The 24,706-nt window shown below is 40.1% G+C and carries 23 protein-coding genes; 13 read left to right on the forward strand and 10 right to left on the reverse strand.

The annotated features are described in order from the left end of the window. Nucleotides 1-132 precede the first annotated feature (132 nt). Together NMU02_RS10705 and NMU02_RS10710 are read left to right on the forward strand one after the other, a co-directional pair. Nucleotides 133-1,125 (forward strand): GSCFA domain-containing protein, encoded by a 993-nt coding sequence (locus NMU02_RS10705; RefSeq protein WP_255027889.1) that lies wholly within the window; start codon nucleotides 133-135, stop codon nucleotides 1,123-1,125. A gap of 4 nt (nucleotides 1,126-1,129) precedes the next feature. Next, entirely contained in the window at nucleotides 1,130-3,598 is a 2,469-nt protein-coding gene (locus NMU02_RS10710; protein ID WP_255027890.1) for a bifunctional UDP-N-acetylmuramoyl-tripeptide:D-alanyl-D-alanine ligase/alanine racemase, read from the forward strand. Between the two features lie 69 nt (nucleotides 3,599-3,667). Here NMU02_RS10710 and NMU02_RS10715 read toward each other — a convergent pair whose 3' ends face one another. Beyond that, nucleotides 3,668-4,033: a MerR family transcriptional regulator gene (locus tag NMU02_RS10715; RefSeq protein ID WP_255027891.1), complete on the reverse strand. Its 366-nt coding sequence runs from the start codon at nucleotides 4,031-4,033 to the stop codon at nucleotides 3,668-3,670. Between the two features lie 11 nt (nucleotides 4,034-4,044). Next, the gene (locus NMU02_RS10720; protein ID WP_255027892.1) at nucleotides 4,045-5,016 is read right to left on the reverse strand and encodes a M23 family metallopeptidase; all 972 of its coding nucleotides are present in this window, start codon (nucleotides 5,014-5,016) and stop codon (nucleotides 4,045-4,047) included. 215 nt (nucleotides 5,017-5,231) lie between these two features. Here NMU02_RS10720 and alaS point away from each other — a divergent pair, with 215 nt between their 5' ends. From alaS to NMU02_RS10740, 4 genes are all read left to right on the forward strand, one after another. Continuing rightward, on the forward strand, nucleotides 5,232-7,850 hold the full coding sequence (alaS, locus tag NMU02_RS10725; RefSeq protein WP_255027893.1) for an alanine--tRNA ligase: 2,619 nt from the start codon (nucleotides 5,232-5,234) through the stop codon (nucleotides 7,848-7,850). A gap of 302 nt (nucleotides 7,851-8,152) precedes the next feature. After that, on the forward strand, nucleotides 8,153-8,557 hold the full coding sequence (locus NMU02_RS10730) for a hypothetical protein (protein ID WP_255027894.1): 405 nt from the start codon (nucleotides 8,153-8,155) through the stop codon (nucleotides 8,555-8,557). Beyond that, nucleotides 8,554-9,549, forward strand: a complete 996-nt coding sequence (locus NMU02_RS10735; RefSeq protein WP_255027895.1) for a rhomboid family intramembrane serine protease — start codon at nucleotides 8,554-8,556, stop codon at nucleotides 9,547-9,549. Before NMU02_RS10730 ends, NMU02_RS10735 begins: the two co-directional genes overlap by 4 nt. 11 nt (nucleotides 9,550-9,560) lie before the next feature. Beyond that, nucleotides 9,561-10,046 carry a hypothetical protein gene (locus NMU02_RS10740; protein ID WP_255027896.1) on the forward strand — a complete coding sequence of 162 codons (486 nt, stop codon included), beginning with the start codon at nucleotides 9,561-9,563 and terminating at the stop codon, nucleotides 10,044-10,046. Between the two features lie 55 nt (nucleotides 10,047-10,101). Here the strand turns inward: NMU02_RS10740 and NMU02_RS10745 are convergent, their stop codons facing one another. After that, entirely contained in the window at nucleotides 10,102-10,650 is a 549-nt protein-coding gene (locus NMU02_RS10745) for an FKBP-type peptidyl-prolyl cis-trans isomerase (RefSeq protein ID WP_255027897.1), read from the reverse strand. Nucleotides 10,651-11,051: 401 nt separating this feature from the next. Between NMU02_RS10745 and NMU02_RS10750 the strand changes: the two genes are divergently transcribed. Together NMU02_RS10750 and asnS are read left to right on the forward strand one after the other, a co-directional pair. Then, nucleotides 11,052-12,374: a pseudouridine synthase gene (locus NMU02_RS10750; protein ID WP_255027898.1), complete on the forward strand. Its 1,323-nt coding sequence runs from the start codon at nucleotides 11,052-11,054 to the stop codon at nucleotides 12,372-12,374. A gap of 96 nt (nucleotides 12,375-12,470) precedes the next feature. Next, on the forward strand, nucleotides 12,471-13,877 hold the full coding sequence (asnS, locus tag NMU02_RS10755; RefSeq protein WP_255027899.1) for an asparagine--tRNA ligase: 1,407 nt from the start codon (nucleotides 12,471-12,473) through the stop codon (nucleotides 13,875-13,877). Between the two features lie 104 nt (nucleotides 13,878-13,981). Here the strand turns inward: asnS and NMU02_RS13745 are convergent, their stop codons facing one another. From NMU02_RS13745 to NMU02_RS10775, 4 genes are read right to left on the reverse strand one after another with little or no spacing between them, the layout of a single operon-like run. Next, complete coding sequence (locus NMU02_RS13745) at nucleotides 13,982-14,779, reverse strand: energy transducer TonB family protein (protein ID WP_255027900.1); 798 nt, start codon at nucleotides 14,777-14,779, stop codon at nucleotides 13,982-13,984. A gap of 10 nt (nucleotides 14,780-14,789) precedes the next feature. Further along, on the reverse strand, nucleotides 14,790-15,212 hold the full coding sequence (locus NMU02_RS10765) for an ExbD/TolR family protein (RefSeq protein WP_255027901.1): 423 nt from the start codon (nucleotides 15,210-15,212) through the stop codon (nucleotides 14,790-14,792). A gap of 8 nt (nucleotides 15,213-15,220) precedes the next feature. Next, nucleotides 15,221-15,931: a MotA/TolQ/ExbB proton channel family protein gene (locus tag NMU02_RS10770; protein ID WP_435522039.1), complete on the reverse strand. Its 711-nt coding sequence runs from the start codon at nucleotides 15,929-15,931 to the stop codon at nucleotides 15,221-15,223. Nucleotides 15,932-15,968: 37 nt separating this feature from the next. Continuing rightward, nucleotides 15,969-16,682 carry a pyridoxine 5'-phosphate synthase gene (locus NMU02_RS10775; RefSeq protein WP_255027902.1) on the reverse strand — a complete coding sequence of 238 codons (714 nt, stop codon included), beginning with the start codon at nucleotides 16,680-16,682 and terminating at the stop codon, nucleotides 15,969-15,971. Between the two features lie 39 nt (nucleotides 16,683-16,721). Between NMU02_RS10775 and NMU02_RS10780 the strand changes: the two genes are divergently transcribed. Both NMU02_RS10780 and NMU02_RS10785 read left to right on the forward strand, forming a co-directional pair. Next, nucleotides 16,722-17,531 carry a CBS domain-containing protein gene (locus NMU02_RS10780; protein WP_255027903.1) on the forward strand — a complete coding sequence of 270 codons (810 nt, stop codon included), beginning with the start codon at nucleotides 16,722-16,724 and terminating at the stop codon, nucleotides 17,529-17,531. Between the two features lie 10 nt (nucleotides 17,532-17,541). Further along, complete coding sequence (locus tag NMU02_RS10785) at nucleotides 17,542-18,417, forward strand: NAD kinase (protein ID WP_255027904.1); 876 nt, start codon at nucleotides 17,542-17,544, stop codon at nucleotides 18,415-18,417. A gap of 119 nt (nucleotides 18,418-18,536) precedes the next feature. Here NMU02_RS10785 and NMU02_RS10790 read toward each other — a convergent pair whose 3' ends face one another. The 3 genes from NMU02_RS10790 to NMU02_RS10800 all read right to left on the reverse strand — a co-directional run bounded on the left by NMU02_RS10790 (nucleotide 18,537) and on the right by NMU02_RS10800 (nucleotide 21,240). After that, nucleotides 18,537-19,427: a PepSY-like domain-containing protein gene (locus NMU02_RS10790; protein ID WP_255027905.1), complete on the reverse strand. Its 891-nt coding sequence runs from the start codon at nucleotides 19,425-19,427 to the stop codon at nucleotides 18,537-18,539. 356 nt (nucleotides 19,428-19,783) lie between these two features. After that, nucleotides 19,784-20,872 carry a PspC domain-containing protein gene (locus NMU02_RS10795; RefSeq protein WP_255027906.1) on the reverse strand — a complete coding sequence of 363 codons (1,089 nt, stop codon included), beginning with the start codon at nucleotides 20,870-20,872 and terminating at the stop codon, nucleotides 19,784-19,786. 26 nt (nucleotides 20,873-20,898) lie between these two features. Continuing rightward, entirely contained in the window at nucleotides 20,899-21,240 is a 342-nt protein-coding gene (locus NMU02_RS10800) for a PadR family transcriptional regulator (RefSeq protein WP_255027907.1), read from the reverse strand. A 227-nt stretch (nucleotides 21,241-21,467) separates the two neighbouring features. On the opposite strand from NMU02_RS10800, the gene NMU02_RS10805 reads away from it, so the two are divergent. The 3 genes from NMU02_RS10805 (at nucleotide 21,468) to NMU02_RS10815 (ending at nucleotide 24,701) form a co-directional block, all read left to right on the forward strand. After that, nucleotides 21,468-22,178 carry a M48 family metallopeptidase gene (locus NMU02_RS10805; protein WP_255027908.1) on the forward strand — a complete coding sequence of 237 codons (711 nt, stop codon included), beginning with the start codon at nucleotides 21,468-21,470 and terminating at the stop codon, nucleotides 22,176-22,178. Between the two features lie 164 nt (nucleotides 22,179-22,342). Continuing rightward, nucleotides 22,343-23,605, forward strand: a complete 1,263-nt coding sequence (locus NMU02_RS10810; RefSeq protein WP_255027909.1) for a TolC family protein — start codon at nucleotides 22,343-22,345, stop codon at nucleotides 23,603-23,605. Nucleotides 23,606-23,678: 73 nt separating this feature from the next. After that, nucleotides 23,679-24,701, forward strand: coding sequence for an efflux RND transporter periplasmic adaptor subunit (locus tag NMU02_RS10815; RefSeq protein ID WP_255027939.1), 1,023 nt, complete (start codon nucleotides 23,679-23,681; stop codon nucleotides 24,699-24,701). Nucleotides 24,702-24,706 lie beyond the last annotated feature (5 nt).

Consider the following 24,706-nt stretch of genomic DNA (forward strand, 5'->3'; position numbering starts at 1 on the left):
AATTATTCCGATTGTCCTTTTGGCGGTTATCTGGTAAAGCGAGGCAAAGGTATAACAAAAGATATTTCGTTATTCAAATTTAACAATATATTTTTTTATCGTCAATTTCTTATAAATGCGTATCTTTGTCGTATGGATTTCAGTACTGTAATACCTCTTTCCCGGTCGATTGTACCGGTGACTTACCATCAACAGCTTTTGTTGTTCGGATCTTGCTTTACCGAACATATCGGAGAGCGCCTTTTGTTATCGAAATTCAATGCCGACGTAAACCCTTTCGGAATACAGTATAATCCGCTGTCGATTGAACGAGCCTTGACGATAATGCTTGATACGAAGGTATTTACACCCGATGATCTTTTTCAGGACGGACGGTTGTGGCATAGCAGAATGCATCATTCTTTGTTTTCGCATACCGACAAGAATGAATGTCTGCATCGTATTAATGAACGTATTATAAAAGCTTCGGACGAATTGAAAACATCTGCCTGGCTGATGGTAACATGGGGGTCGTCCTATGTTTACCGGTTAAAGTCGACTGGGGAGGTAGTTTCTAATTGTCACAAGCAGCCGGCTTCAGATTTTGTTCGCGAACGGGTAACTCCTTCTGAAATTGTAGAACGCTGGTCTTCTTTAATAAATCGGTTAATATCCCGGAACTCCGGATTGAAAATATTATTTACGGTGAGTCCGGTGAGGCATTTGAAAGACGGTATGCATGAAAATCAGTTGAGTAAAGCAGTATTGTTGCTTGCTGCCGATGAGTTGTGCCGCTCTTATCCCGGGGTCTGTTTTTATTTTCCTTCATATGAAATTATGAATGACGAGTTACGGGATTATCGGTTTTACAACGAAGATATGATACATCCTTCTCCGGTAGCGGTTTCTTATATTTGGGAACGCTTCACGGATGTGTTTTTCAATGAAGAAACCCGTGCCGTTTACGACGAATGGTCGAAGTTAAGTCGATCGTTAAGGCATCGCCCTTTAACGCCGGATAAAATTGCATACAAAGATTTCGTAATGCAAAACTTGCTTAAACTGGAACGATTTAGCGAAAAATACCCTTACTTTGCCCTCTCGAATGAAATTCACTTAATAGAGGATTTATTGAAAACATTGTAGTGGAATGAATTACCCGATTTCTGAAATTGTACGATTAATAAAAGCCGATAATGCCGATTTGTTTCAATATACCATATCGGAATTACTTACCGACAGCCGTTCGCTGACGTTTCCTGAAGAAACTCTTTTTTTTGCTTTGGTGACATCTCGGAACGACGGCCACCGGTATATCGATGACTTGTATCGGAAAGGCGTTCGTAATTTTGTTATCAGTAAAGATATTGAAAATGTCGAGAAGATGCCTGAAGCAAATTTTCTTAGAGTCCACGACACTTTAGAGGCATTGCAGAATCTGGTAGCTGCACATCGAAAGCGTTTCAATATTCCGGTAATCGGTGTTACGGGAAGTAACGGTAAGACAATTGTTAAAGAATGGCTGTATCAGCTATTGCATGAGGATTATAATATGGTACGTTCTCCGAGAAGTTATAATTCGCAAATCGGTGTCCCTCTTTCGGTATGGCAAATAAATGATGCGACAGAATTGGCCGTGATAGAGGCCGGTATTTCCCAGCCGGGAGAAATGATTAATCTCGAAGATATTATACGTCCTACGGTAGGTGTAATTACAAATATCGGAAATGCGCATCAGGAAGGATTTTCTTCTGTAGAAGAAAAATGTATCGAGAAGCTGGTCTTATTTAAAAATGCCGATTCGATAATTTATAACGGAGATTCTCCCGTAATTTTCGATGCGGTAGAAAAATTATGTATGGGTACGCGAGAAATCGCCTGGTCGCACCGTGATAAGAATAGCCCATTGTATATTATTAAGATAATTAAGAACGAGGCCAGTACGACAGTAAAGTATTCTTACCTTCAATATGAAAGTGAATTTACCATTCCGTTTGTCGAAGACGCTTCGGTAGAAAATGCGATACATTGTCTTGCCGTAATGCTATATCTGGGGAAAACTTCGTCGGAGATTGCGGCTCGTATGCTTCTCCTTGAGCCGGTTGCTATGCGTCTTGAAGTGAAAGAAGGCAGAAATAATTGTTTGTTGATAAACGATACGTATAATTCCGATATCAATTCGCTTGAAATAGCTCTCGATTTTCAAATGCGTCGTAGTGGAGCTGCCGGTATGAAGCGAACTTTGATTCTTTCAGATCTTTTACAAACCGGAATGATGCCGTCTACTTTATACCGGAAAGTGTCGCAATTGATTTCACATAAGGGGATTGACCGTCTGATCGGTATCGGTCCTGAAATTTCCTCTTGTGAGCGATTCTTCGGTATGGAGACTGAATTTTATGTATCGACCGATGCTTTCTTACAGTCTGGAGGAGCCGAACGTTTCTCGAATGAACTGGTTTTGATTAAAGGTTCCCGTGATTTCCATTTTGAGTTGATTTCCGAAGCCTTGGAGTTAAAACAGCACGAAACCATACTCGAGGTAAATCTCGATGCAATGGTTCATAATTTCCATTTTTACCGACAAAAGTTGAAGCCGGAGACGAAGATGATTTGCATGGTAAAGGCTTTCGGATACGGTGCCGGTTCGTATGAATTGGCTAAAACATTGCAAGACCGGGGATGCGATTATCTGGCTGTTGCCGTTGCAGACGAAGGTGCCGAATTGAGAAAAGCCGGTATTACTATGCCGATTATGGTAATGAATCCTGAAATGAATAGTTTCCGTACCTTATTTTCTTATTCGCTCGAGCCAGAAGTATATAGCTTTAAGTTACTGAATGCTCTGATAAAAGAAGCCGAGTTATTGGGGATTACACATTATCCGGTACATATAAAGATTGATTCGGGCATGCACCGACTGGGATTTACTGAAGAGGATATGCTCCATTTGACAGAGATTTTGAAAGGGCAGCCATCGGTAATTGCCCGATCGGTATTTTCTCATTTTGCAGGAAGTGATGAAGCTCGATTCGATGGATTCAGTCAACAACAGATTGCTGTTTTTAAGGAGTGTGCCGAAATGGTTCAGAAAGCGACTCCTCAACCTGTGTTAAGGCATATACTGAATACGGCCGGAATTTCTCGGTTTACTGATGAACAGATGGATGCTGTCCGTTTGGGTATCGGCCTGTATGGAATTTCTCCTCTTGGAGAAGAAAAGGGACTTCGTAATGTGAGTGCATTAAAGACGACTATATTGCAGATTAAAGAATTGGATTCCGACCAAACTGTCGGTTACGGTCGTCGGGGAACACTTGCGCGACGGTCTCGTATCGCAGCTTTACCGATTGGTTATGCCGATGGCCTCGATCGTCATTTGGGCAATCGTAAAGGTTATGTTATAATTCATGGGAAACATGCTCCATACGTAGGGAATATTTGTATGGATGTTTGTATGGTAGATGTTACTGATATCGATTGTAAAGAAGGAGATAAAGTAGAAATATTCGGAGATAATCTTCCGGTAACTGAAGTCGCCCGTTGGCTCGATACGATACCGTATGAAATACTTACTTCGGTATCATCCCGAGTAAAACGTATTTATTTCAGGGAATAAATGCCGTGCTAACCCGGTTATGTATCTCTCATCGGTACTTATTAAGTATAAGGAGGTTGTGAAGTTTATTTAAAGAGAATTTTCAGTGAAATCTTCTGGTTCCAGCTCATCTCTCATGGCGATGATTTCCTCTTTAATATTCGTAAGACGATCTATAATTTCATGGTTACGAATAGCTCCGTCCCGGTTTTCTTTCAATTTTTTCTTTGCCCCGGATAATGTAAGTCCTTTTTCTTTGGTAAGATAATAAATGAGGCGTATGGTTTCAATATCTTCAGTACTGTAATATCTTGTTCCTTTAGCCGATTTTCGGGGTGTTATAATGTCGAATTCCTTTTCCCAAAACCGCAGTAGGGGCTTGCTTACCTTGAGCATCTCGGCTACTTCTCCGATGGTGTAATAGAGTTTACCCGAATTTTGTTCGTTTTTTTCCATAATTGCCATTTTTAATCCATTACCATTCCCTGATTAGATGCGATTTGTACCATTCGGTCATAATCTTCAGGACTTAAATCGAAGAAATAATAATTGATCGGATTATCGTGTTTCCCTTTGTAAATTACTTCATAATGAAGGTGAGGCCCCGTAGATTTACCGGTACTTCCTACTAACCCGATTTCTTCGCCCCGTTTGATCTCTTGTCCGGGTCGAACCAATATTTTACTCATGTGGGCGTAGCGAGTTTGGTAACCGTATCCGTGGTTAATAAGTACAGAGTTGCCATATCCCTGTTTCCATCCGGCTTCAGCCACCTTTCCGTTACCGGTCGCATAAACAGGTGTTCCGGTTTCGGCGGCAAAGTCCATACCTTCGTGAAATTTACGGGTTTTGTAAATGGGATCAATCCGGAGTCCGTAACCGGAGGCGGTTCGTTTCAGGTCTTTGTTGGAGACCGGTTGTATAGCTGGGATACATTTTAACCGATCTTCCTGGGTTTGTCCCAGTTTTACTAATTCGTCGAGTGAATTACTCTGTACATATACTTGACGGGCGAGTTGATCGAGTTTACGAGTAGTAGAAACAACCAAATCGGCATCGTTTAGTTTCATCAGTTCGGTATAACGGGTCATATTGCCGATTCCTGCATTTCTTACCGATGCGTCGATTGGGTCTGCTTGTAAAATTACACGGTATAAGTTGTCGTCTCGTTGTTGTATATCGGCCATAACTTTTAGTAGCTGGTCGAGTCGTTTGGAAAGTATTTTATATTGGGCTTCGATTTTATCGTTTTCCTGCTTTAGTAAACGTTCACGGGGAGGATCGACAAAATAATAAAAAACGAAAAAAAAGAGAATTCCCAGGGTAAATCCGAGGATCAAATGGCGTAATGCTGTGAATATGCGTTTCCTCAGCGATGGAAATACCCGTTCGTAAGATAAAGTATGGGGATTATAAACGTAAAAAATCTTTTTTCTCATTATTCTTTGTTCTCCCGTTTGAATCGGTGATCATTCCAAATAAAAATTTGCAAGATGATTTGCAAATTTTTACGCAACAATAGCCACAAAAATAATATTTTGAACTATTTTTGCAAACTGTTTTTCAGAATATTAATACTCCGGAAATCAATTTGCGGAAGAATGAATGTCCCTGTAAGGGAACAAAAAACCAATGAAATAATAAAATCAAAGATATGCTTACAGCAAAAGAAATTAGGGAATCTTTTAAAAACTTTTTTGCTTCGAAGGGACATCAAATAGTACCTTCGGCTCCGATGGTCATTAAAGATGACCCTACCCTGATGTTTACCAATGCCGGTATGAACCAGTTTAAGGATATTATTCTGGGAAACGTCGATCCCCGTTACAAAAGAGTAGCCGATTCGCAGAAATGCCTCCGCGTAAGCGGGAAGCATAACGATCTCGAAGAGGTGGGTCTCGACACATATCATCATACGATGTTTGAAATGTTGGGAAACTGGTCTTTTGGCGATTATTTTAAGAAAGAAGCCATCGACTGGGCTTGGGAATATTTGGTAGATGTGCTTAAATTAGATCCCGAACGTTTATATGCCACTGTTTTCGAAGGATATGAACCCGAAGGTCTCGAACGGGATAATGAAGCGGCAATATATTGGGAAAAGCATCTTCCTGCATCGCATATTATCAATGGAAATCGTCATGATAATTTTTGGGAAATGGGAGATACGGGACCTTGTGGCCCTTGTTCGGAAATACATATCGACTTACGTAGTGAAAAAGAGCGGGCTGAGGTCGACGGTCTTACGTTGGTTAATGCGAGTCATCCTCAGGTGATCGAGATCTGGAATCTTGTTTTTATGCAGTATAATCGCAAAGCCGATGCTACCCTCGAGCCGCTACCGGCCCGGGTAATCGATACAGGAATGGGTTTTGAGCGTCTTTGTATGGCTTTACAGGGAAAAACGTCGAATTATGATACCGATGTTTTCCAGCCCTTGATTGGAGCCATTGCCAATCTTAGCAATAAAAAATACGGAGACGATAACTCGTCGGATATTGCTATGCGTGTGATTGCCGATCATGTAAGAACGATCGCATTTTCGATCACCGACGGTCAGTTGCCATCTAATGCGAAAGCCGGATATGTGATACGGCGTATTTTGCGTCGTGCCGTTCGATATGGATATACATTTTTGGGGCAACACAGCGCTTTTATATATAAACTTATTCCTACTCTTATCGATACGATGGGAGATGCTTATCCCGAACTTGTTTCACAAAAAGAGTTGATCGAAAAAGTGATTAAGGAGGAAGAAGAGTCGTTTTTACGTACACTCGAAACCGGGATGAAACTTCTTGACAAAGTTATAGAAGACGCTCGAACGGGAGGTAAAAAGAAAATTAGTGGGAAAGATGCATTTACGTTATATGATACATATGGTTTCCCCCTCGACCTTACCGAGCTTATTTTGAAAGAAAACGATTTATCGGCCGATTTGGATGAATTCGACTCTCTGATGCGTCAACAGAAAGAGAGAGCGAGAAATGCCGCTGCTGTTGAAACGGGAGACTGGGTTACTCTCAAAGAGGGGACAACGGAATTTGTGGGGTATGATTATACCGAATATGAAGTGTCGTTGTTGAGGTATCGTCAGATAAAACAGAAAAATCAGACTTTATATCAATTGGTACTGGATAAAACTCCTTTTTATGCTGAAAGCGGAGGGCAAGTAGGCGATACGGGAGTTATTGTAAGTGAGTTCGAGACGATAGATGTGATCGATACCCGAAAAGAAAATAATTTGCCGGTGCATATCGTAAAACAATTGCCGAAACATCTCGAGGTTCCCATGATGGCTTGTGTAGATACAGATAAACGGGCGGCCTGTGCAGCGAATCATTCGGCGACTCATCTGATCGATGAGGCTTTGCGCGAAGTTCTGGGAGAACATGTGGAACAGAAAGGATCGTTGGTGACTCCCGATTCGTTACGTTTTGATTTTTCACATTTTCAGAAAGTAACTCCTGAAGAGATTCGAAAAGTAGAACATTTGGTCAATGCCAGAATACGTGAGAATATTCCTTTGACCGAATATCGGAATATTCCTATTGCCGAAGCACGGGAACTTGGTGCTATTGCTTTATTCGGTGAAAAATACGGTGAAGAGGTGCGGGTAATCCGTTTCGGGTCATCGGTTGAGTTTTGTGGTGGTACACATGTAAAAGCTACTGGAAATATAGGGATGATGAAAATCGTTTCCGAAAGTTCTGTTGCTGCCGGAGTACGTCGTATCGAGGCGATTACAGGTGCTAAGGTAGAAGAACTGTTGGATAGTGCACAAGATACGATGAATGAGTTGCGGGGACTGTTTAATAATGCACCCGATCTTAATAGCGTAATAAGAAAACATATAGAAGAAAATGCCGGATTGAAAAAACAGATTGAGGAATTCCTGAAAGAAAAAGAGGCGGTTCTGAAAGAGCGGTTGTTGAAAAATATGCAGGAAATAAACGGCATAAACGTGATAAAATTAAACTGTCCGATGCCCTCTGATCTTGTTAAAAATATCGCTTTTCAGTTGCGTGGAGAGATTACTGAGAATTTGGCTTTTGTTGCTGGAACTTATGATGCGGGTAAACCGTTGTTGACGGTGATGCTTAGCGATAATCTGGTAGCATCCGGTTTAAATGCTTCTGCAATCGTACGGGAAGCTGCAAAATTGATACAGGGCGGCGGCGGTGGTCAACCGCACTTTGCTCAGGCAGGTGGTAAAAATGTAGAGGGTGTGATCGCTGCTGTAGGTAAGATGATAGAACTTGTAACAAAATAAGTCCGGTTAAGTCGTGTTATTGGAAACGGGTATTCGATCGAATACCCGTTTTTTTATACATGAATGTTGGCTTGACTATACCTGTTGTATAATTTTTATTGTGTCTGATAATTTCGAAACCGGTATGTTTGTAATATCGGGTTAGCTTTGAAAATATAAAATGCTAAATATGGTAAAAATACCATCAAAATATTGTATATTTACTATATATATTATATATTTGCCGTACCCAAATATCGCAAATCTGTTTTATTTGTGACAAATGAAACGGAAGTCATAGTCTCTGCAAGTGTCAGTAAACTATGAAGTTGTATTACAAGAAAGAACGAGACCGCGATTTTATGCGGGCTTATGACGAAGCGTTAAAATCATATGGGGCGCGAGCACCCTATACGCCTCGTGTAGAAGTTGTGAAAAAGGCCTTGAATAGTAATGCGGGGCGCTTTTATATTACATATGAGGAAGCTCGTAGGAATGTAAGACGACTGATGAATAATCGGCCGTTATCTTGCCGGAACAGGAATAAGCTCGAAATGTATGAAGAGCTAAGGACTCAGGTTGAGGAATATATGAAAAAACATCCTAGATCTACATTTAACGATTCTCTGTTTTCGGTGTTGTCTGAAGGCTATACTCCTCGGTTTTATATGGGGGTACAAAATGCTCTGATGATTGTATATCAGCATCAGAGAGGGGGTGGGGAATGAAACGCTGCGAAAGTTATCCGGGGAAATATGTTCTGCCGGATTTCCGTTTTTGTCTCATTTTCGTTTATTTGTATGTATTTTCTTTATCCCGATTTTGTGGGGTAATGGAGTGGATGCCTTGTTCGGCGAATACCCCTTTTTATTCCTACTTTACATATATATGGCTGCATAAAAGCTGGACGCATCTTATCCTCAATGTGTTAGCATTCTTTAGTATTTCGACGTTTCTTTCTCAGAAAATGAAGTCTGTGGAATATATGGTATCAGGGTATATTATTGCTGTTGTATCGGCTTTTATAACAGCCGGAGAAAACTTTGTATGCGGAAGTAGCGGGTGGGTATGTGCATTATGGGGGATGGATTGGGCTTCGCTCATTTTATCGGGAGAGTGTAAAAGTTACCGTTTCTTTACCAGTACGTTTGGTTTTTTGGTGACGATGTTATTGGGCTTTTTTCATCCGGCATTTGATGGAATATTACATTTGGTAGCCTTTTTTTTCGGGTGTTTATATGTATTATGCCGCCGGTTTAGATCGGTTGTTTTTGGAGGTATAATTGTGTTATTTTTTTTTACCTCTTGTTCGGTAAGAAAAAAAACTGAAACTGTTGACTGGACAGTTAAAAATTCTGTGCGGGATACGGTATCGGTACAAAAGCAAGAGCATTCTGAAAAGTGTAAATCGAATTATGTAACAGTTGAGACCGAAGAATGGGAAGCTATGCCTTTTGATACGGTGGCGTGGAACGGATGTCGGGAAAATTTACAACTGAAGAAGAAAAAAGTTGTACGGGTTACCGTACAAAATCGGAGTAAATACGATCGTGAAATATCGTTGGATAGAAAACAGGAAAGTATAAAAGACTCTACCCGCTTTATTAATCGGGTGGAGAAAGAACAAATTCCCGCAATTCAGAGTTGGAAGACTGAACTTTGGCTGGTGTTGATTCTCTTTTTTTTAATAGGAATTATTTTATATCGGATTAAAAAATGACTGGAAAAACAATGGAAATTAGAAAAATAATGTGGCAATTCCCTTTGGAAGAACTGATTGGAGAGTTAAACATGAGATCATCACGTCATTTACCTTCGTTGCGAAAAGATGGAGACAACGGGGAAGACTGGACCGATCTTTATGTTTTAAGTGATGGTGAGAAAGAATGGGTGATAAAGTCTTTACAGGAAGTATTTCCTCAAGTTTACGGTGCTCTATCGGCTCGTTTATCGAAAACGGATTTAATCACAGTAGATGAGAACGGTATATCGATGGGGATAATTTTCCCGGTTGAATGTCCCGATTCATTAACGGAACTTATACGACGGCAAATAAAAGAAGTATCGGTAACGTATGTTTTATCCCGTTGGTATTTGATACACGATGCTAATTTGGGAACTTATTATGCAGCCCGGTGCGACGGTGCGATGAATGAATTGCGTTCGTTGCTCTCCCGGGTAACGAAGACGCGTCGGCCGACAAATTATCAGTTCTGATAAAATAAGGGTTGTACGAAATAGTACAACCCTTATCATATCTTTTTTTCGAGTATTAGTGGCATCCGTCGCATCCGCTTCCGCAGTCGTCGCTGTCACATCCACAACTGCATCCGCCGCCGCAAGAGGGATGCAATTCTTCAGGAGTTGCTTCGCGAACGGCAAGAATTTTCCCTACGAAATGAAGATCTTCTCCAGCCAAAGGGTGATTAAAATCCATGATAACAACATCGTCTTTAACTTCGAGAACCGATCCGTTAAGACGATTACCGTTTGAATCCATCATCGGAACGGTATTTCCCGGGAAAATCATTTCGTTATCGAATTTTCCATCGACTTCGAAAATCTCTTTTCCCAGCTCGAGTACATGCTCTTTATTATATTCGCCATAAGCTTCGTCGCTTGGGAGTACAAAATCGAATTCATCACCGGCTTTTAAGCCTTTAAGTTTGGCTTCGAATGCAGGAAGCATTTGATCGGCTCCGAAAACAAATTTCAGCGGATTTTCAGAAGTAGCTTTCTCCATTAATTCCTGTTCTTTGTCTTCGCCTACGTAAAGGTCATAAGTAGCTTCTACAAACTGACCGGGTTTTACTATTTCCATAATTGTTTATTTGTTGGTATAATTATTATTCGTCAATGTGTATAATCGCAATACAAAGCTACGAAAAGGATTTTATTATACCGAATCATCAACAGGATTTCGCTGTTTTTTTTGAAAATTATGCTTGTCTGTTTCTTTTTTTGAAAGATATTTTGCGTTTTTAGCAATTAAGAATAAATTTATAACCTAAAAAAACGAAAAAAGGGGACAGGATAATTAAGGAAAAATAAAATGAAAAATATTTGTCTTTGAATCGAAAGAAAAACAGCGCTTTATATCGGATAATTAAAAAATCATTTGCATCTTTGCAAAACAATTTTATACTTTCTGTTGTATGATAAAGAGGGAGACCGAGAGGTTCGACTCAGTAAATAAATTATTTTAATTCAATAATGTTTCCTATGGAAAGAGAAAACAAAGCAAGGCGTCCTCGTATTGGTGAAAATAAAGGGATAGCCGCCCGGGAAGGTAATACCGAAAGATACGAAAAAGTAGAGTATTCTAAACGGGAAGATACCCATTATGACCCTGATAGAAGACCTAGGGTAAATTACAATAACGATAGAAATTACAACCGTCCTTCTTACGGGAATAATGACGACCAAAGGCGTCCTTATAATCGTCAGCAGGGAGGATATAATAACAACCGCGGAAATTACGGGAATCAAGGTGGTGATCATAATTATAACAATAATTACAATCGCCCGCAGCGCCAATATAATAATCCGCGGTCTTATGGAAATGATCAGGAAGGTTATAATGCCAACCGCCCTTATAGGCCGCAGACCGGTGGACAGCGCCCGTATAATAACCGAGGAAATAACGGATATCAGCAACGAGGCGGATATGATAATAATCGGGGTTATAACAATAATTATAATAATAATCGAGGTGGTTATAATAACCGTAATAACAACGGAGGCCGTCCGTTTAACCGTCCGCAACGCAGGGAAAATTTTGTTCCCAATAAGCGCATTATATACGAAGAACTGAATGTTGATCCTAATCAGCCGATACGGTTGAATAAATATATGGCGAATGCAGGTGTTTGTTCGCGCCGTGAAGCCGACGAGTTTATACAAGCCGGACAAGTAAAAGTCAATGGGGTTGTTATGAGCGAATTGGGTACTAAAATAACGCGTAATGATGTAGTTACATTTCAGGATAAAGTGATTACGCCCGAACATAAGATATATGTATTGCTCAACAAACCGAAAGATTGTGTGACTACATCCGATGATCCTCAGGGACGGCTTACTGTGATGGATATCGTGCGGAATGCCTGTACTGAACGCATATATCCTGTCGGCCGACTCGATCGCAACACGACGGGAGTACTTTTACTTACGAATGACGGAGATTTGGCTTCTAAGCTGACGCATCCGAAATTTATTAAGAAAAAGATTTATCATGTGTGGACGGATAAGGATGTATCGGAAGAGGATATGCAGCGCATTGCCGACGGTATCGAGCTTGAGGATGGGCCCATTCATGCCGATGCAGTAAGTTATGCGACCGATACCGATAAGAATCAGGTCGGCATCGAGATACATTCGGGACGTAATCGTATCGTACGTCGTATGTTCGAAGCGTTAGGTTACCGGGTGATAAAACTCGATAGAGTATATTTTGCCGGGTTGACTAAAAAAAATCTACAACGCGGACGTTGGCGTTATCTGACGCAGCAGGAGGTAAATATGTTGCAGATGGGATCGTTTGAGTAAAAGATAAAATATCAATATAGATAAACGATGCGTTCGTTATGCAGATACAAATTTTGTATCTGCATAACGAATTGTAGTAGATAAAAACAAGAACGGATGGAAAAGATTAGCAGAACGAAAATTGTCGATTTATTTAAAGAACCTTCCTTTGGGGAAATGGTGAATGTGAAAGGCTGGGTACGTACCCGCCGAGGAAATAAACAAGTAGGTTTTATTGCCCTGAATGACGGATCGACAATAAATAATATGCAAGTCGTTGTCGATTTGCAACAATTCGATGAAGAATTTCTGAAACCGATAACGACAGGAGCCTGTATAAGTGTTAACGGTATATTAGTAGAATCGCAGGGTAAAGGACAATCGGCAGAGATTCAAGCCCGTGAAATTGAGATTTACGGTACCGCCGATCCGATGACTTATCCTTTACAGAAGAAGGGGCATTCGATGGAATTTCTGCGTGAGATTGCTCATTTACGTCCGCGTACAAATACTTTCGGGGCAGTTTTTCGTATGCGTCATAATATGGCTATCGCTATACATAAATTCTTCCATGACCGAGGATTTTTCTATTTTCATACCCCTATTATAACGGCTTCGGATTGTGAAGGAGCCGGCCAAATGTTTCAGGTAACGACATTGAATTTGTATGACCTGAAAAAAGATGAAAACGGCTCCATTGTGTATGACAATGACTTTTTTGGGAAACAGGCGAGTCTTACCGTTTCTGGGCAACTCGAAGCAGAGTTGGCTGCTATGGCTATGGGTGCTGTTTATACATTCGGGCCCACATTTAGAGCTGAAAACTCGAATACGCCTCGTCACCTTGCCGAGTTTTGGATGGTAGAACCCGAGGTCGCTTTTAATGAGATTGCCGAGAATATGCAATTAGCAGAAGATTTTATCAAGTATTGTGTACAGTGGGCACTTGATAATTGTCGAGACGATCTTCAATTCCTTAACGATATGTTCGATAAAGAACTTATCGCTCGTCTCGAGTCGATCGTTTCTACCCAATTCGTGAGACTTACTTATACCGAAGGAATAAAGATTCTCGAAGAGGCGGTTGCCAAAGGTCATAAATTCGAATTCCCTATATTTTGGGGAGCCGACCTTGCCTCGGAACATGAACGTTATCTGGTAGAAGAGCATTTTAAAAAGCCTGTTATTCTTACCGATTATCCCAAAGAGATAAAATCTTTCTACATGAAACAGAATGATGACGGTAAAACGGTAAGGGCTATGGATGTATTATTCCCGAAAATCGGTGAAATTATCGGAGGATCGCAGCGTGAAGAAGATCTTGAGAAGCTTTCGCGTCGTGCAAAGGAAATGGGTGTTCCCGAGAAAGATATCTGGTGGTATCTCGATACGCGTCGTTTCGGAACAGCCCCCCATTCGGGATTCGGTCTCGGTTTCGAACGTCTTTTGCTTTTCGTTACCGGTATGACTAATATTCGGGACGTAATACCTTTCCCGAGAACTCCTAAGAATGCGGAGTTTTAAAGTAATATTATAAACTAAAAAACGGTCTCCTATTTATTTCGGAGACCGTTTTTTTATGGATGTATTTTAGGGAAGCCCTGTTCTCTCAGAATTGTTTGAGGTTATCAATTTTGTTTAAAATGATAGATAATCGTACCGGTTTGGTTGCCAGTACGTGAAACGCTTTCGAACGTAGCTTTTTTTGCTGCATTCAGCGCACGTTCACGCAATGTAGGATTCGATGCTGCATCTCCGGTGCTTCCTTTGGGAGTTACAGAGGCACTGATTACTTTTCCTGCAGGATTTACGACGATAGATATTACGATCGTTCCTTCATCGTTGCTATTGTCATAACCCGGACGAGGGAGTGTACCGGTAATACCGCGTCCTCCCAGGTTATAAGCACCGTAACCGCCGACACCGGTAAGAGCTCCCGTATTCGAGTTTCCGGTAGGGCTCCCTTGGATCCCGGTTCCTTTTTCTGCAGTACCTCTACTTCCGGTATTGTTACTGTTATTGCTGAAAAGAGATGCCATTTTGTCGAGCCGTGTATCTCTAACAGGTTCTTTAGTCGGTTGCTCAGTGTTTTTTTTCGTGTTCTGTTTTTTTTCGGGAGTTTTCTTTTTTTCTTCTTTCGGCGGATTGATATTTACTGTTTCTTCGACATCTTGTGTTATGGTTTCGTTATCGGGTTCCGTGATTTCGGGAGATGCCTCTTCCGGAATATTTTCTTCAGCTTTTACCGGTTCGAATATTCCACTCGCTTCGTCAACGGTTCCCAGTTGTACTAAAATGCCACCGCCATCATCAGCCGGTTTGGGCGGCCGGTTGAATGTTATCAGCAACAGTATGATAATAATGAGCGTGTGGAAAAGCAACGTCCCCACTATTCCGTACAATCTGTATTTAGAATCCTCTTTCACGAATATTTTTTTAATAATTACCCTCTTTTATCGGCCTGGTAGCCAATACCATTCTTAAATTATTTTCGGCTGCGATATTTAATACTCTTACGACTTCCCGGTAGGGTACCGTCTCGTCAGCGTATAGTGCGACGAATAATTCGGGATCTTTCTGTCCGGCTTCTATCAAGAATTGGGTGAGTTCTTCGATAGAGACAGAACGTTCTGCTTCATTTCCGAAAGAAACATACAGATTGAGGTCTTTATCGATAGTTACGCGTGATAACGGCTTAGCTGCAGTTTGCTGCTTGCTTTGTGGTAAAAGTACTTTTATCGAATTAGGGAAAACGATGGTAGAGGTCACCATAAAGAAGATCAGCAGCAGGAATATGACATCGGTCATAGATGCCATACTGAAAGAAGCATCGATTTTGTTTCTACGTTTAAGAGCCATATCCGATTTTAATTTGCCGGTTCATTTAATAGATCCATAAATTCCATCGTTTTAGCTTCTAATTGGTTTACTACACCATCGACACGGGCGACAAGGTAATTATAGGCAAAAAGTGCGATAATACCTACTACCAGCCCTGCTACAGTAGTTACCAAAGCTTCGTAAATACCGCCCGAAAGAGTGGTGATATCTGCACTCGAGCCGGCTGAAGCCATGTTATAGAAAGCTCTTACCATACCGGTAACAGTACCTAAGAACCCGAGCATAGGAGCTCCGGCAGCTGCTGTAGCCAGTAAGGGGAATCCTTTTTCGAGTTTAGCTACTTCGATGTTACCTACGTTTTCTATAGCCACAAGCACATCGTTCATAGGACGTCCCAAACGGGTAATTCCTTTTTCGATAAGTCGTGCATAAGGGGTATCGGTTTTTTTACAAAGGCTTAGAGCCGAGTCTATTTCTCCGTCGTGGATGTAATCTTTGATACGATCCATGAATGTACGGTCTTCTTTGGCCGCTTTTCTGATAACGATGATACGTTCGATAAAAATATAAATTGCCAATATCGATAGTAATAAAAGAGGAATCATAATTATTCCCCCTTTAAGGGAGAGTTCCCACATATTAAGATCGGCTACCGGTGCGACAGTTGCCACTGAGTCGGTAGGAATAACGGGTGCGACCATATTGACGTCGGCAAGAATTGTAAGTATAGTACCCATAAAAGACTATTTTAAAACGATTTGTTGTTTTTTTGATTTATTTCAAGCATTCTTTATATTGCCGTATCGTATCTTGTAACCCGAGATATAAAGCATCTGATATAAGGGCGTGGCCGATAGATACTTCGTCGAGAAAAGGAATACGGGTATGGAAAAATTGGAGATTCTTCAAGTTGAGATCATGTCCGGCATTTATTCCCAAACCGAGTTTTCTTGCGAGTTCGGCAGCCGATACGAAAGGTGCGACTGCGTTTTCGGGATCGGTTTCATAAAATGCAGCGTAAGGCTCGGTATATAACTCGATTCTGTCGGTACCGGTTTTGGCTGCTTTCTCTATATACTCGGGTTCGGTACCGATGAATAAAGAGGTTCGTATGCCGGCTTGGTTGAAACGATCGATAATTTCGCTTAAAAATTCGAAATTCGAAATCGTATCCCATCCGGCATTTGAAGTAATAGCGTCGGGCGCGTCCGGGACCAAAGTTACCTGTTCGGGTTTTACTTTTAAAACCAAATCGATGAATGCCTCCGAAGGATACCCTTCGATATTGAATTCGGTCTTGAGGATAGATCTTAAATCGAATACGTCTGAGTATCGTATATGGCGTTCATCGGGTCTCGGGTGTACGGTGATACCATCGGCTCCGAAGATTTCGCAATCGGTCGCGACTTTAACGACATCGGGAGTGTTTCCTCCCCTTGCGTTACGGAGAGTGGCCACTTTATTTACATTTACGCTTAATTTTGTCATTTTCGAAAATTATTACACCTTGATTAAAAAAGGTATGCAATGTTACTAAAAAAATATCTTTTTAATAGGTTTACCGATGCTAATTTTAAGGCATCAGGTAAAAAATATCCCGAAAAACGAAAATTTTATGTAAGTTTGTATTGGTTTACTGAATACAAAAATAATACGATTTATTCAAATGTAGGTGCAATGACGGCAAAAGATCTTATTTCGAATGATATTCCGGTGCTTTACCCTGAAACTACGGTAACCGAAGCTCTTGCCCGCCTGGAGGAGACGAGACTGGGATTTCTTCCGGTGGTTAAAGGGGAGGAATATATCGGTATGGCAAGCGAAAAAATGCTACTCGAGACTTCCGATGCGGAACAAGAACTTGGAAATCTTATTTTGTCGGCACCTTCAGTAAAAAGTGAAAGCCATCTTTTCGATGTGCTTAATCAGATGACACAGTTATCGGTAGATATGATGCCGGTGACGACACAAGATGGGCATTACCTCGGCTCTGTAGATCGTAAAAATCTGTTGAAGCATATTTCTACAATTTGCAATACGGGGCAAGAGGGTGCGGTTATTTTATTGGAGATGTATCCTGAAGATTATTCTTTAAGCGAGTTGGCGAGATTGGTTGAGGATAATAATTGCAAGATTATGAATTTGTTGACTTATCCTTATTCTGAGAACGGGATGTTGCGTATAAGTATAAAGATTGATTGTGTAGATGCATCTCCGGTTCTCCGTTCGCTCGAACGGTTCAATTACAAAATTGTTTGTTGCTATCAACAGCAGGGTGTTATCGACGAAACGTTACGGCAGCGGTTTAATGAATTGATGTATTATCTCGAAATGTAAAATGAATAGTATGAAAATAGCGGTTTTCGGAAATTTGTATCAGGCAGAGAAATGTGCACAGGCTCGTTTGTTGTTTGAAACGCTCGAGCAGTATGATGCCCAGGTGTATATCTGTGAAGATTACTACCGGTTTTTGCATACGGTAATGAAAATGGAGATACGACATGAAGGCTTGATAACGAGCCGTTGTTTCGAGGCGGATATGGCCTTGAGTATAGGAGGAGACGGTACATTTTTAAAGACGGCCGAACGGATAGGAGATAAAGGGATTCCTATTTTGGGGATTAATACGGGACGTTTGGGCTTTTTGGCCGATGTATCGGGAAACGAGATTGTTGAAGTGATGGATGAGATTTTTGCCGGTAACTACCGGGTAGAAGAACGTTCGTTATTGCAACTAAATGCCGAAGGTTTGCCTTCTGAATTTTGGCCGTATGCGTTGAATGAAGTAGCAGTTCTTAAACGGGATTCCTCTTCGATGATATCTATACGCACGATGCTCGATGGGCAGTTTCTCAATAATTATCAGGCCGACGGGCTCGTTATCTCTACCCCTACCGGTTCTACCGCTTATTCATTGAGTGCAGGAGGGCCGGTATTAGTTCCCCAGGCCAGTAACTTTGTCATTTCGGCAGTTGCACCGCATAGTCTCAATGTACGTCCATTGGTTATAACGGACGATTCCGAGATAGGATTGAATGTAGAAAGTCGCAGTCATAACTTTTTGGTGAGTCTCGACGGTCGTTCTACAGTTCTTACCAATACACAGCATTTACGAATAAAGAAAGCTCCTTTTACGACAAAAGTGGTTAAACGTTATAACCATATTTTTATCGATACTTTACGGAATAAACTTATGTGGGGCGTGGATAAACGCATCGGGTAGTTTTTATTAAACAGAGCCAACCCTTTTTCAATTAATAAAGTAATATCGACAGGGCGAAAAATGAAATTTATTTCCAACCATGTTGAGCAGAGCAAAACATGGTTGGAAATAAAAAGCGGTTATTTCTTTATCTGTTCTCCTTTTTCGTTGAAAATATAGGTAAATTCTTTATTTTCAGTTTCATTTTCTACTTCTATGACATATTGTATTCCGTTAGGAGTTTCCCATTTTTCGATATCGTCGGTTTCGTCATTGGGGCCGAGAATATTTTTTAAGGCAGTCATCACCTCATTCGGGAGTAAAGACAACTCAATTTCGGTGGACGTATGTAACCAGTTCCCTTTAAAATCGAATACGACTTCCATTTCGATCTCTTTAATTGTAATGTCTATTTCATAAGTCCCGGTTTTTTCATCCGATTCCGACTCGAGGATGACGGCTTCGGGGTATTTCTGTTTTATGAAGTCGGTTGCGAAACCGGGTATCGGTGCCGATTCGCTATTTCCGTCTTTGTCGACTTTTTCATACAAAAATGTACCATCAAAAGCATAGTAGAGATCGACATCTTCTTTTCCTTCCGCTTCGATTTCTAATTTATACTTTTTTTCTTCTCCACGAGTAAGCAGGTCTACGTCGTCGATAATGTATCCTATTGCTTTATAATCGGAAGATTCGAAATGCTGTAGAATGTTTTGGGGCAAGTCATTCACGGGGATTTCGATTTCAGAAAGAGAACAATCTCCTGTTTCTGTATACCAAGCTTTGTTGAGACGATCGCCATTAGGATTTGTACTGTTTTGCGGCATGTCGAAAGATGCTACGTAGTATTCCATTTTTTTATTCCATACGACATTTTTTGCTTCTGGGAATTGTTGCTTAAAAGCGTTTACAATTTCTGAGTTTGGTACTACTGTATTGTTTGTAGGATCCGGATCGTTGCTGCAACCGGTGTTTAGTACGATTGTTAAAATTAATGCTGGTACGATAAAAATAAAATGTTTGAATTTCATAATTTTGTTGTTTAGATATGATTTGGGGATTAATATAATGAAAAATTACCGAATATATTGAGAAATTTATAGAATTAAATTAATTTTTCATATCTATTTGCAAGTTCTGCCGGGGTTATTTTTGTGAAATATCTGGTGAAGAAATTGATATTCTTTTTAGAGCTAATCTGGATATAAATGCGGTTTACCAGCTAAATACGTTTTAGTAGTTCTGATTTAATTTGTAGGTGAGATAAAAATAAACCCGGGCCTTTCTGACCCGGGAATATTCTCGTTAGAATTAAATTACAGGAAACAATTTCTGCTATTCTGTCACCGTTTCTTGCGGCATATTTATTTTTTAGATTCCGAAATTTTTAAAAACGCATAAAAAATTCTGAAAACATGGGTGTACTGAATATAATGGCGGTTATGAAGCAAATGAGCCATAGAATAATTAATGTATTCGTGGTTGATTTGGGAATTGCATTCCAGTGAAGCTTACGCCTCAATAACCAACGGATAAGTCCGAATAAAGGAATCCCTAAGGTGAAGAGGAGTGAGATGAATAAGACGCCCGGGTATTTTACCGCTCCGAGTACCGGAGTAAGTATGGGTATATAAGGCATAGAGTAGATCATAAAGTGCGTACTTCCGAAAATTATGCCGATCGTGGTAATACCCAGTGTTATTAATACGATAAATAAAATGAATCCCATACAACCGCCGAACAGAACGAATGCGATTTTGAATATGGCTTTTATTCCTTCGATAAAAAGGTTGCCTAATCGTCTAAGAAATGGTTCTTCGGTTTGTTGTTCCGATTGCTTTTCGTTTGTTTTTTCCATTTCTTCGACGACTGTTTTCTTAATATTGTCTATAGTGACGGCTTCACCTCGCATTTCGAGTTTTTGGGCGGCGGTTGTTGCTTTAGGCAAGCATATCCATAGTATGATATATATCCAGAAAGAAATCCCGAAAAAGAGTGTCAGCAATACGATAAGTATTCTTACGATTACCGGGTCGACGCCCAGATACACGCCGATGCCCGAAGCCACTCCTCCCAATATTTGATTGTCGGGATCTCTGAATAGACGTTTTCGAACTTTTACTTTCGGTTCTTTATCATTTTCGTCGGATTCTTCTTTAGGAACTTCCGGATTATTTTTTTCAGGAGTTTCCTTGTTTTCGATTCCGCTAATTTCATTATCAAAATCTTCAGGATGCCCCATGATTGCGATAATTTCGTTTACCTCACGAACCGTAATAATCTGCATTCCGAAACGATTTCGTTCCTTGAATAATTCACCGATACGTGCTTCAATGTCACTTAATATTTCGTCGGCTCCTTCTTCTCCTTCGAAATGTTTTCCGAGACTATCGAGATAATTCTGAAGTTCGTTATAGGCATCTTCATCGATATGATATACCGTATTATTAAGATTAACGGTTAATGTCTTTTTCATTATTGTCTGTATTTTAATTTCTTTATTTAATTGTCTTCGGTATGTCGTTCGCGGATGTGATTGATTACATTATTCAATTCATTCCATGATTCTTCCAGTTCACTCAGAAAACGTTTACCCTCATCTGTTAGTTCATAATATTTTCGGGGAGGTCCTTGTGTAGATTCTACCCATTCGTATGTGAGTAATCCGGTATTCTTCAGCCGGGTGAGCAGCGGATATAAAGTGCCTTCAACCACAATCAGCCGTGATTCCTTTAACGAGCGGATAATGTCGGATACATAAGCTCGTTGCTTGCTAAGGATAAGGAGTGTACAATACTCCAATATGCCTTTCCTCATTTGTGATTTTACATTCTCCGTATTCATATTTATCGATTTTTCATTGGCAAATATATAAATAATATATGGTACTATGTAATACAAACTACCATCCTTTGCATTATTTAACGTTGTGTTTATATATTTTAGCATATTATATTTATTAACTATCTGAATATTATTGGTTTACGGAATGGATTAATTTAAAAGAAAAAATGAATAATAATAAAGATATTTATGGGCAGAAAAGAAAGTAAACATTTACATTTGTATGCATGGAATCACAGATAATACAAGATTCGGAATTTGGAGAGATTGTACTGCATCCTCGCCGTTCTGCCCGTAATTTTATTTTTAGAATAAAAGACGGACGTTTGGTCGTTACGGTGCCTTTTTTTGCGACCGAAAAAGATATTTTACAATCGGTCGATAGTTCGCGGGAAAAATTGCGGAAGATTTTTAAAAAAGCAATGGCTGAAGATCTTACATTTAAGGTCGGGGACGTTATTGCGACCCGGAATTTTCTGATCGTGGTGCGGGGTTCTAATCGAAAAAAGATGGCAGTATTATCGGGAGACGGATGTTTATTTGTGGAATGTCCCGAAGATATCGATATGGACAGCAAAGCGGTACAGAGCTTTATTTTGTCGGCTATTAAGCGATATATCAAGCGTTCGGGAGAATCATATTTACCTTCGAGATTGCAGGAACTTGCCGAAAAAGTTGGTGTACGGTATAGTGGAGTAAGTATAACCTATGGTCGGAATCGACTCGGTAAATGCGATAGTCGCGGCCATATTTCGCTCTCGTATTATTTAATGTTGTTACCTGACCGGCTTATCGATTATATAATTTTTCATGAATTGGCTCATTTAACCGAAATGAATCACGGGGCTCGGTTTCATCGTTTATGCGATCGGTATTGTGAAGGCAATGAGTTTGTGTTACGGCGGGAATTGCGAAAATTCCGTTTCCCTATTCCATAATTAAAAATGATTTGTTTAGTAGATTATTTTTATTGATAGCTGTAAAGTGAATAATAAAGGTATTTTTCTAATCGTTTTCTAATCTCAATTAAGGACATTATAATCGTTTTCGCTCAGGTATCTAAACTTCAGCTTATATTTTTGCTTCAAAATTATAAACGAGGATGAAGCTACTGATTATTATTATATCTTTTATATATTCATGTGTATCGTTATTTGCTCAAGAGCCGGTTTTGAAACTTACCTTGCATGATGCAGAACAAATTTTCCTAAAACGTAACCTTTCGTTAATAGCCTCAAAATACGATATCGATTTGGCAGAAGCACAAGTTACTCAGGCACGTCTTTTTGAAAATCCGGTAATATCATTAGAACAAAATGTGTATAACCGGTTGAACGGGAAATATTTTGATATCGGGAAAGAAGGGGAGGCCGCCGTAGAAATAGAGCAAGTGATTAATCTTGCCGGGCAGCGTAATAAGCGTGTACGACTGGAAAAAATCAATCGGGAAATAGCCTGTTATCAGTTTGAAGAAGTATTACGAACTCTTAGAAGCGAATTGAATAAAACCTTTGTAGAAATTGTTTTTGCATCACGTTCTTTAGGTATATATGATAGGGAGGTAAACTCTCTCGAGAATTTGTTGCAAGCTTTCGAGCTGCATCAAGATAAAGGGAATATTTCACTGATGGAAAGATCGAGATTAGAGTCCTTATTATTGTCTTTGCGGAAAGAAAAAAGTGAATTGGAAAACCATATTATCGAGCTGCGGTGCGAGTTTAATTTGCTTTTGAATATGCCTGCAGACCAGCATATCGAACTTTTACTGGATGACGAAGTTTTGCATGGTCTTTATTTGTCTTTTCTTTCGTTCAAAGACATGGAGGGGTTGCTTGTTTCCCGTCCAGATCTTAAAATGGCCCGATCAGGAATGGAAGCTGCGAAGGCAAATCTGAAATTACAACGGTCCTTGGCTGCTCCGGAGTGCTCTTTGAAAGGGATGTATGATCGGGCCGGGAATTTTATAAATAATTATTTTGCAGTAGGAGTCAGTCTTTCTATTCCGATATTTAATCGTAATCAGGGCAATATAAAGTCGGCGAAAACCGAAATTTGTAAGACCGGCAGGGAGGAAGAGCTTGCAGTAGAAAAAGCGCAAATGGAACTTTATTCGGCTTATGAGCGATTACAGAAAAATATAGATTTATACCGGACGACCAATGGGAAACTGGAACATAATTTCGATAAGCTTATGGATGGCGCAGCTTTAAATTATCAAAGACGGAATATAAGTCTGTTGGAGTTTATCGATTATTATCAGAGTTATAAAGAGGCCTGCTTACAATTATTCGAATTAAAGAAAAATGTGTTCCTTGCGATGGAAGATTTGAATATGATCGTGGGACAAACCGTATTTAACTATTAATCATATGAATCGTATATTATTGATTATTTGTTTTGCTGCTTTTTTTCTCAATGCTTGTAATAAGCCGTCGGAAATGGCTTTAGTTCCTTCAAAAGATTTTTTGCTGACTGATAGTTTAAAGAAAATCGTATCGGTTGATACGGTGCAGTTTCATGAGGCTACCGATGAGTTGACTTTAAACGGCAGGGTAACTTTTGACCAAGAACGAGTGGCGCGGGTATATCCGATATTTGGAGGTACCGTAACAGATGTGTTTACCGAGATCGGAGATCATGTACGTAAAGGTGATATCCTGGCTGTAATTAGAAGTGGAGAAGTGGCTGATTATGAGAAGCAACTTCAAGAAGCCGAGCAGCAAATCATCGTTTCACGGCGTAATTTGCAGGCAGAACAAGACTTGGCTGTTTCGGGTATGGTTTCTGATCGGGATATTTTGCAAGCCCGGCAAGAATTGAGTAACGCTGAAGCTGAAAAAAAGAGAATCGATGAAATATTTTCTATTTATCATTTAGACGGACAGTCGCATTATCAGGTGAAAGCACCGGTATCGGGATTTGTTGTCGATAAGAATATCAACAAAGAAATGCAGATACGTTCCGACCAGAACGATCAGATGTTTACGATCTCGGGTTTAGAGAATGTATGGGTGATAGCCGATGTTTACGAAAGTGATATCAGTAAAGTTTATGAGGGAGCTCCAGTACGTATTACGGCTTTGTCTTATCCTGGGAAAGAGTTTATAGGAAAGATCGATAAAGTGTACAATATGCTGAATGAAGAAAGCAAAACGATGAATGTGCGTGTAAAACTTTCTAATAAAGATTATTTGTTAAAGCCGGGGATGTTTACCAATGTATATGTAACAACTAAAGCGGATGAAAAGAATTTGCCTCGTATCGATTCGCATTCGTTGGTATTCGATGGAGGTAAAAATTATGTTGTGATGGTAGATAAAGATGAGAGACTGAGAATAAAAGAGGTGGAAGTTTATAGGCAACTTAGTAAAGTGTGTTATCTCGCGTCGGGGTTATCTGAGGGAGACAGGGTGTTGAATAAAAATGTGTTGTTGGTTTATAATGCTTTAAATGCAGATTAATCGGA

This window comes from Coprobacter tertius (assembly GCF_024330105.1).
GTDB lineage: Bacteria > Bacteroidota > Bacteroidia > Bacteroidales > Coprobacteraceae > Coprobacter > Coprobacter tertius.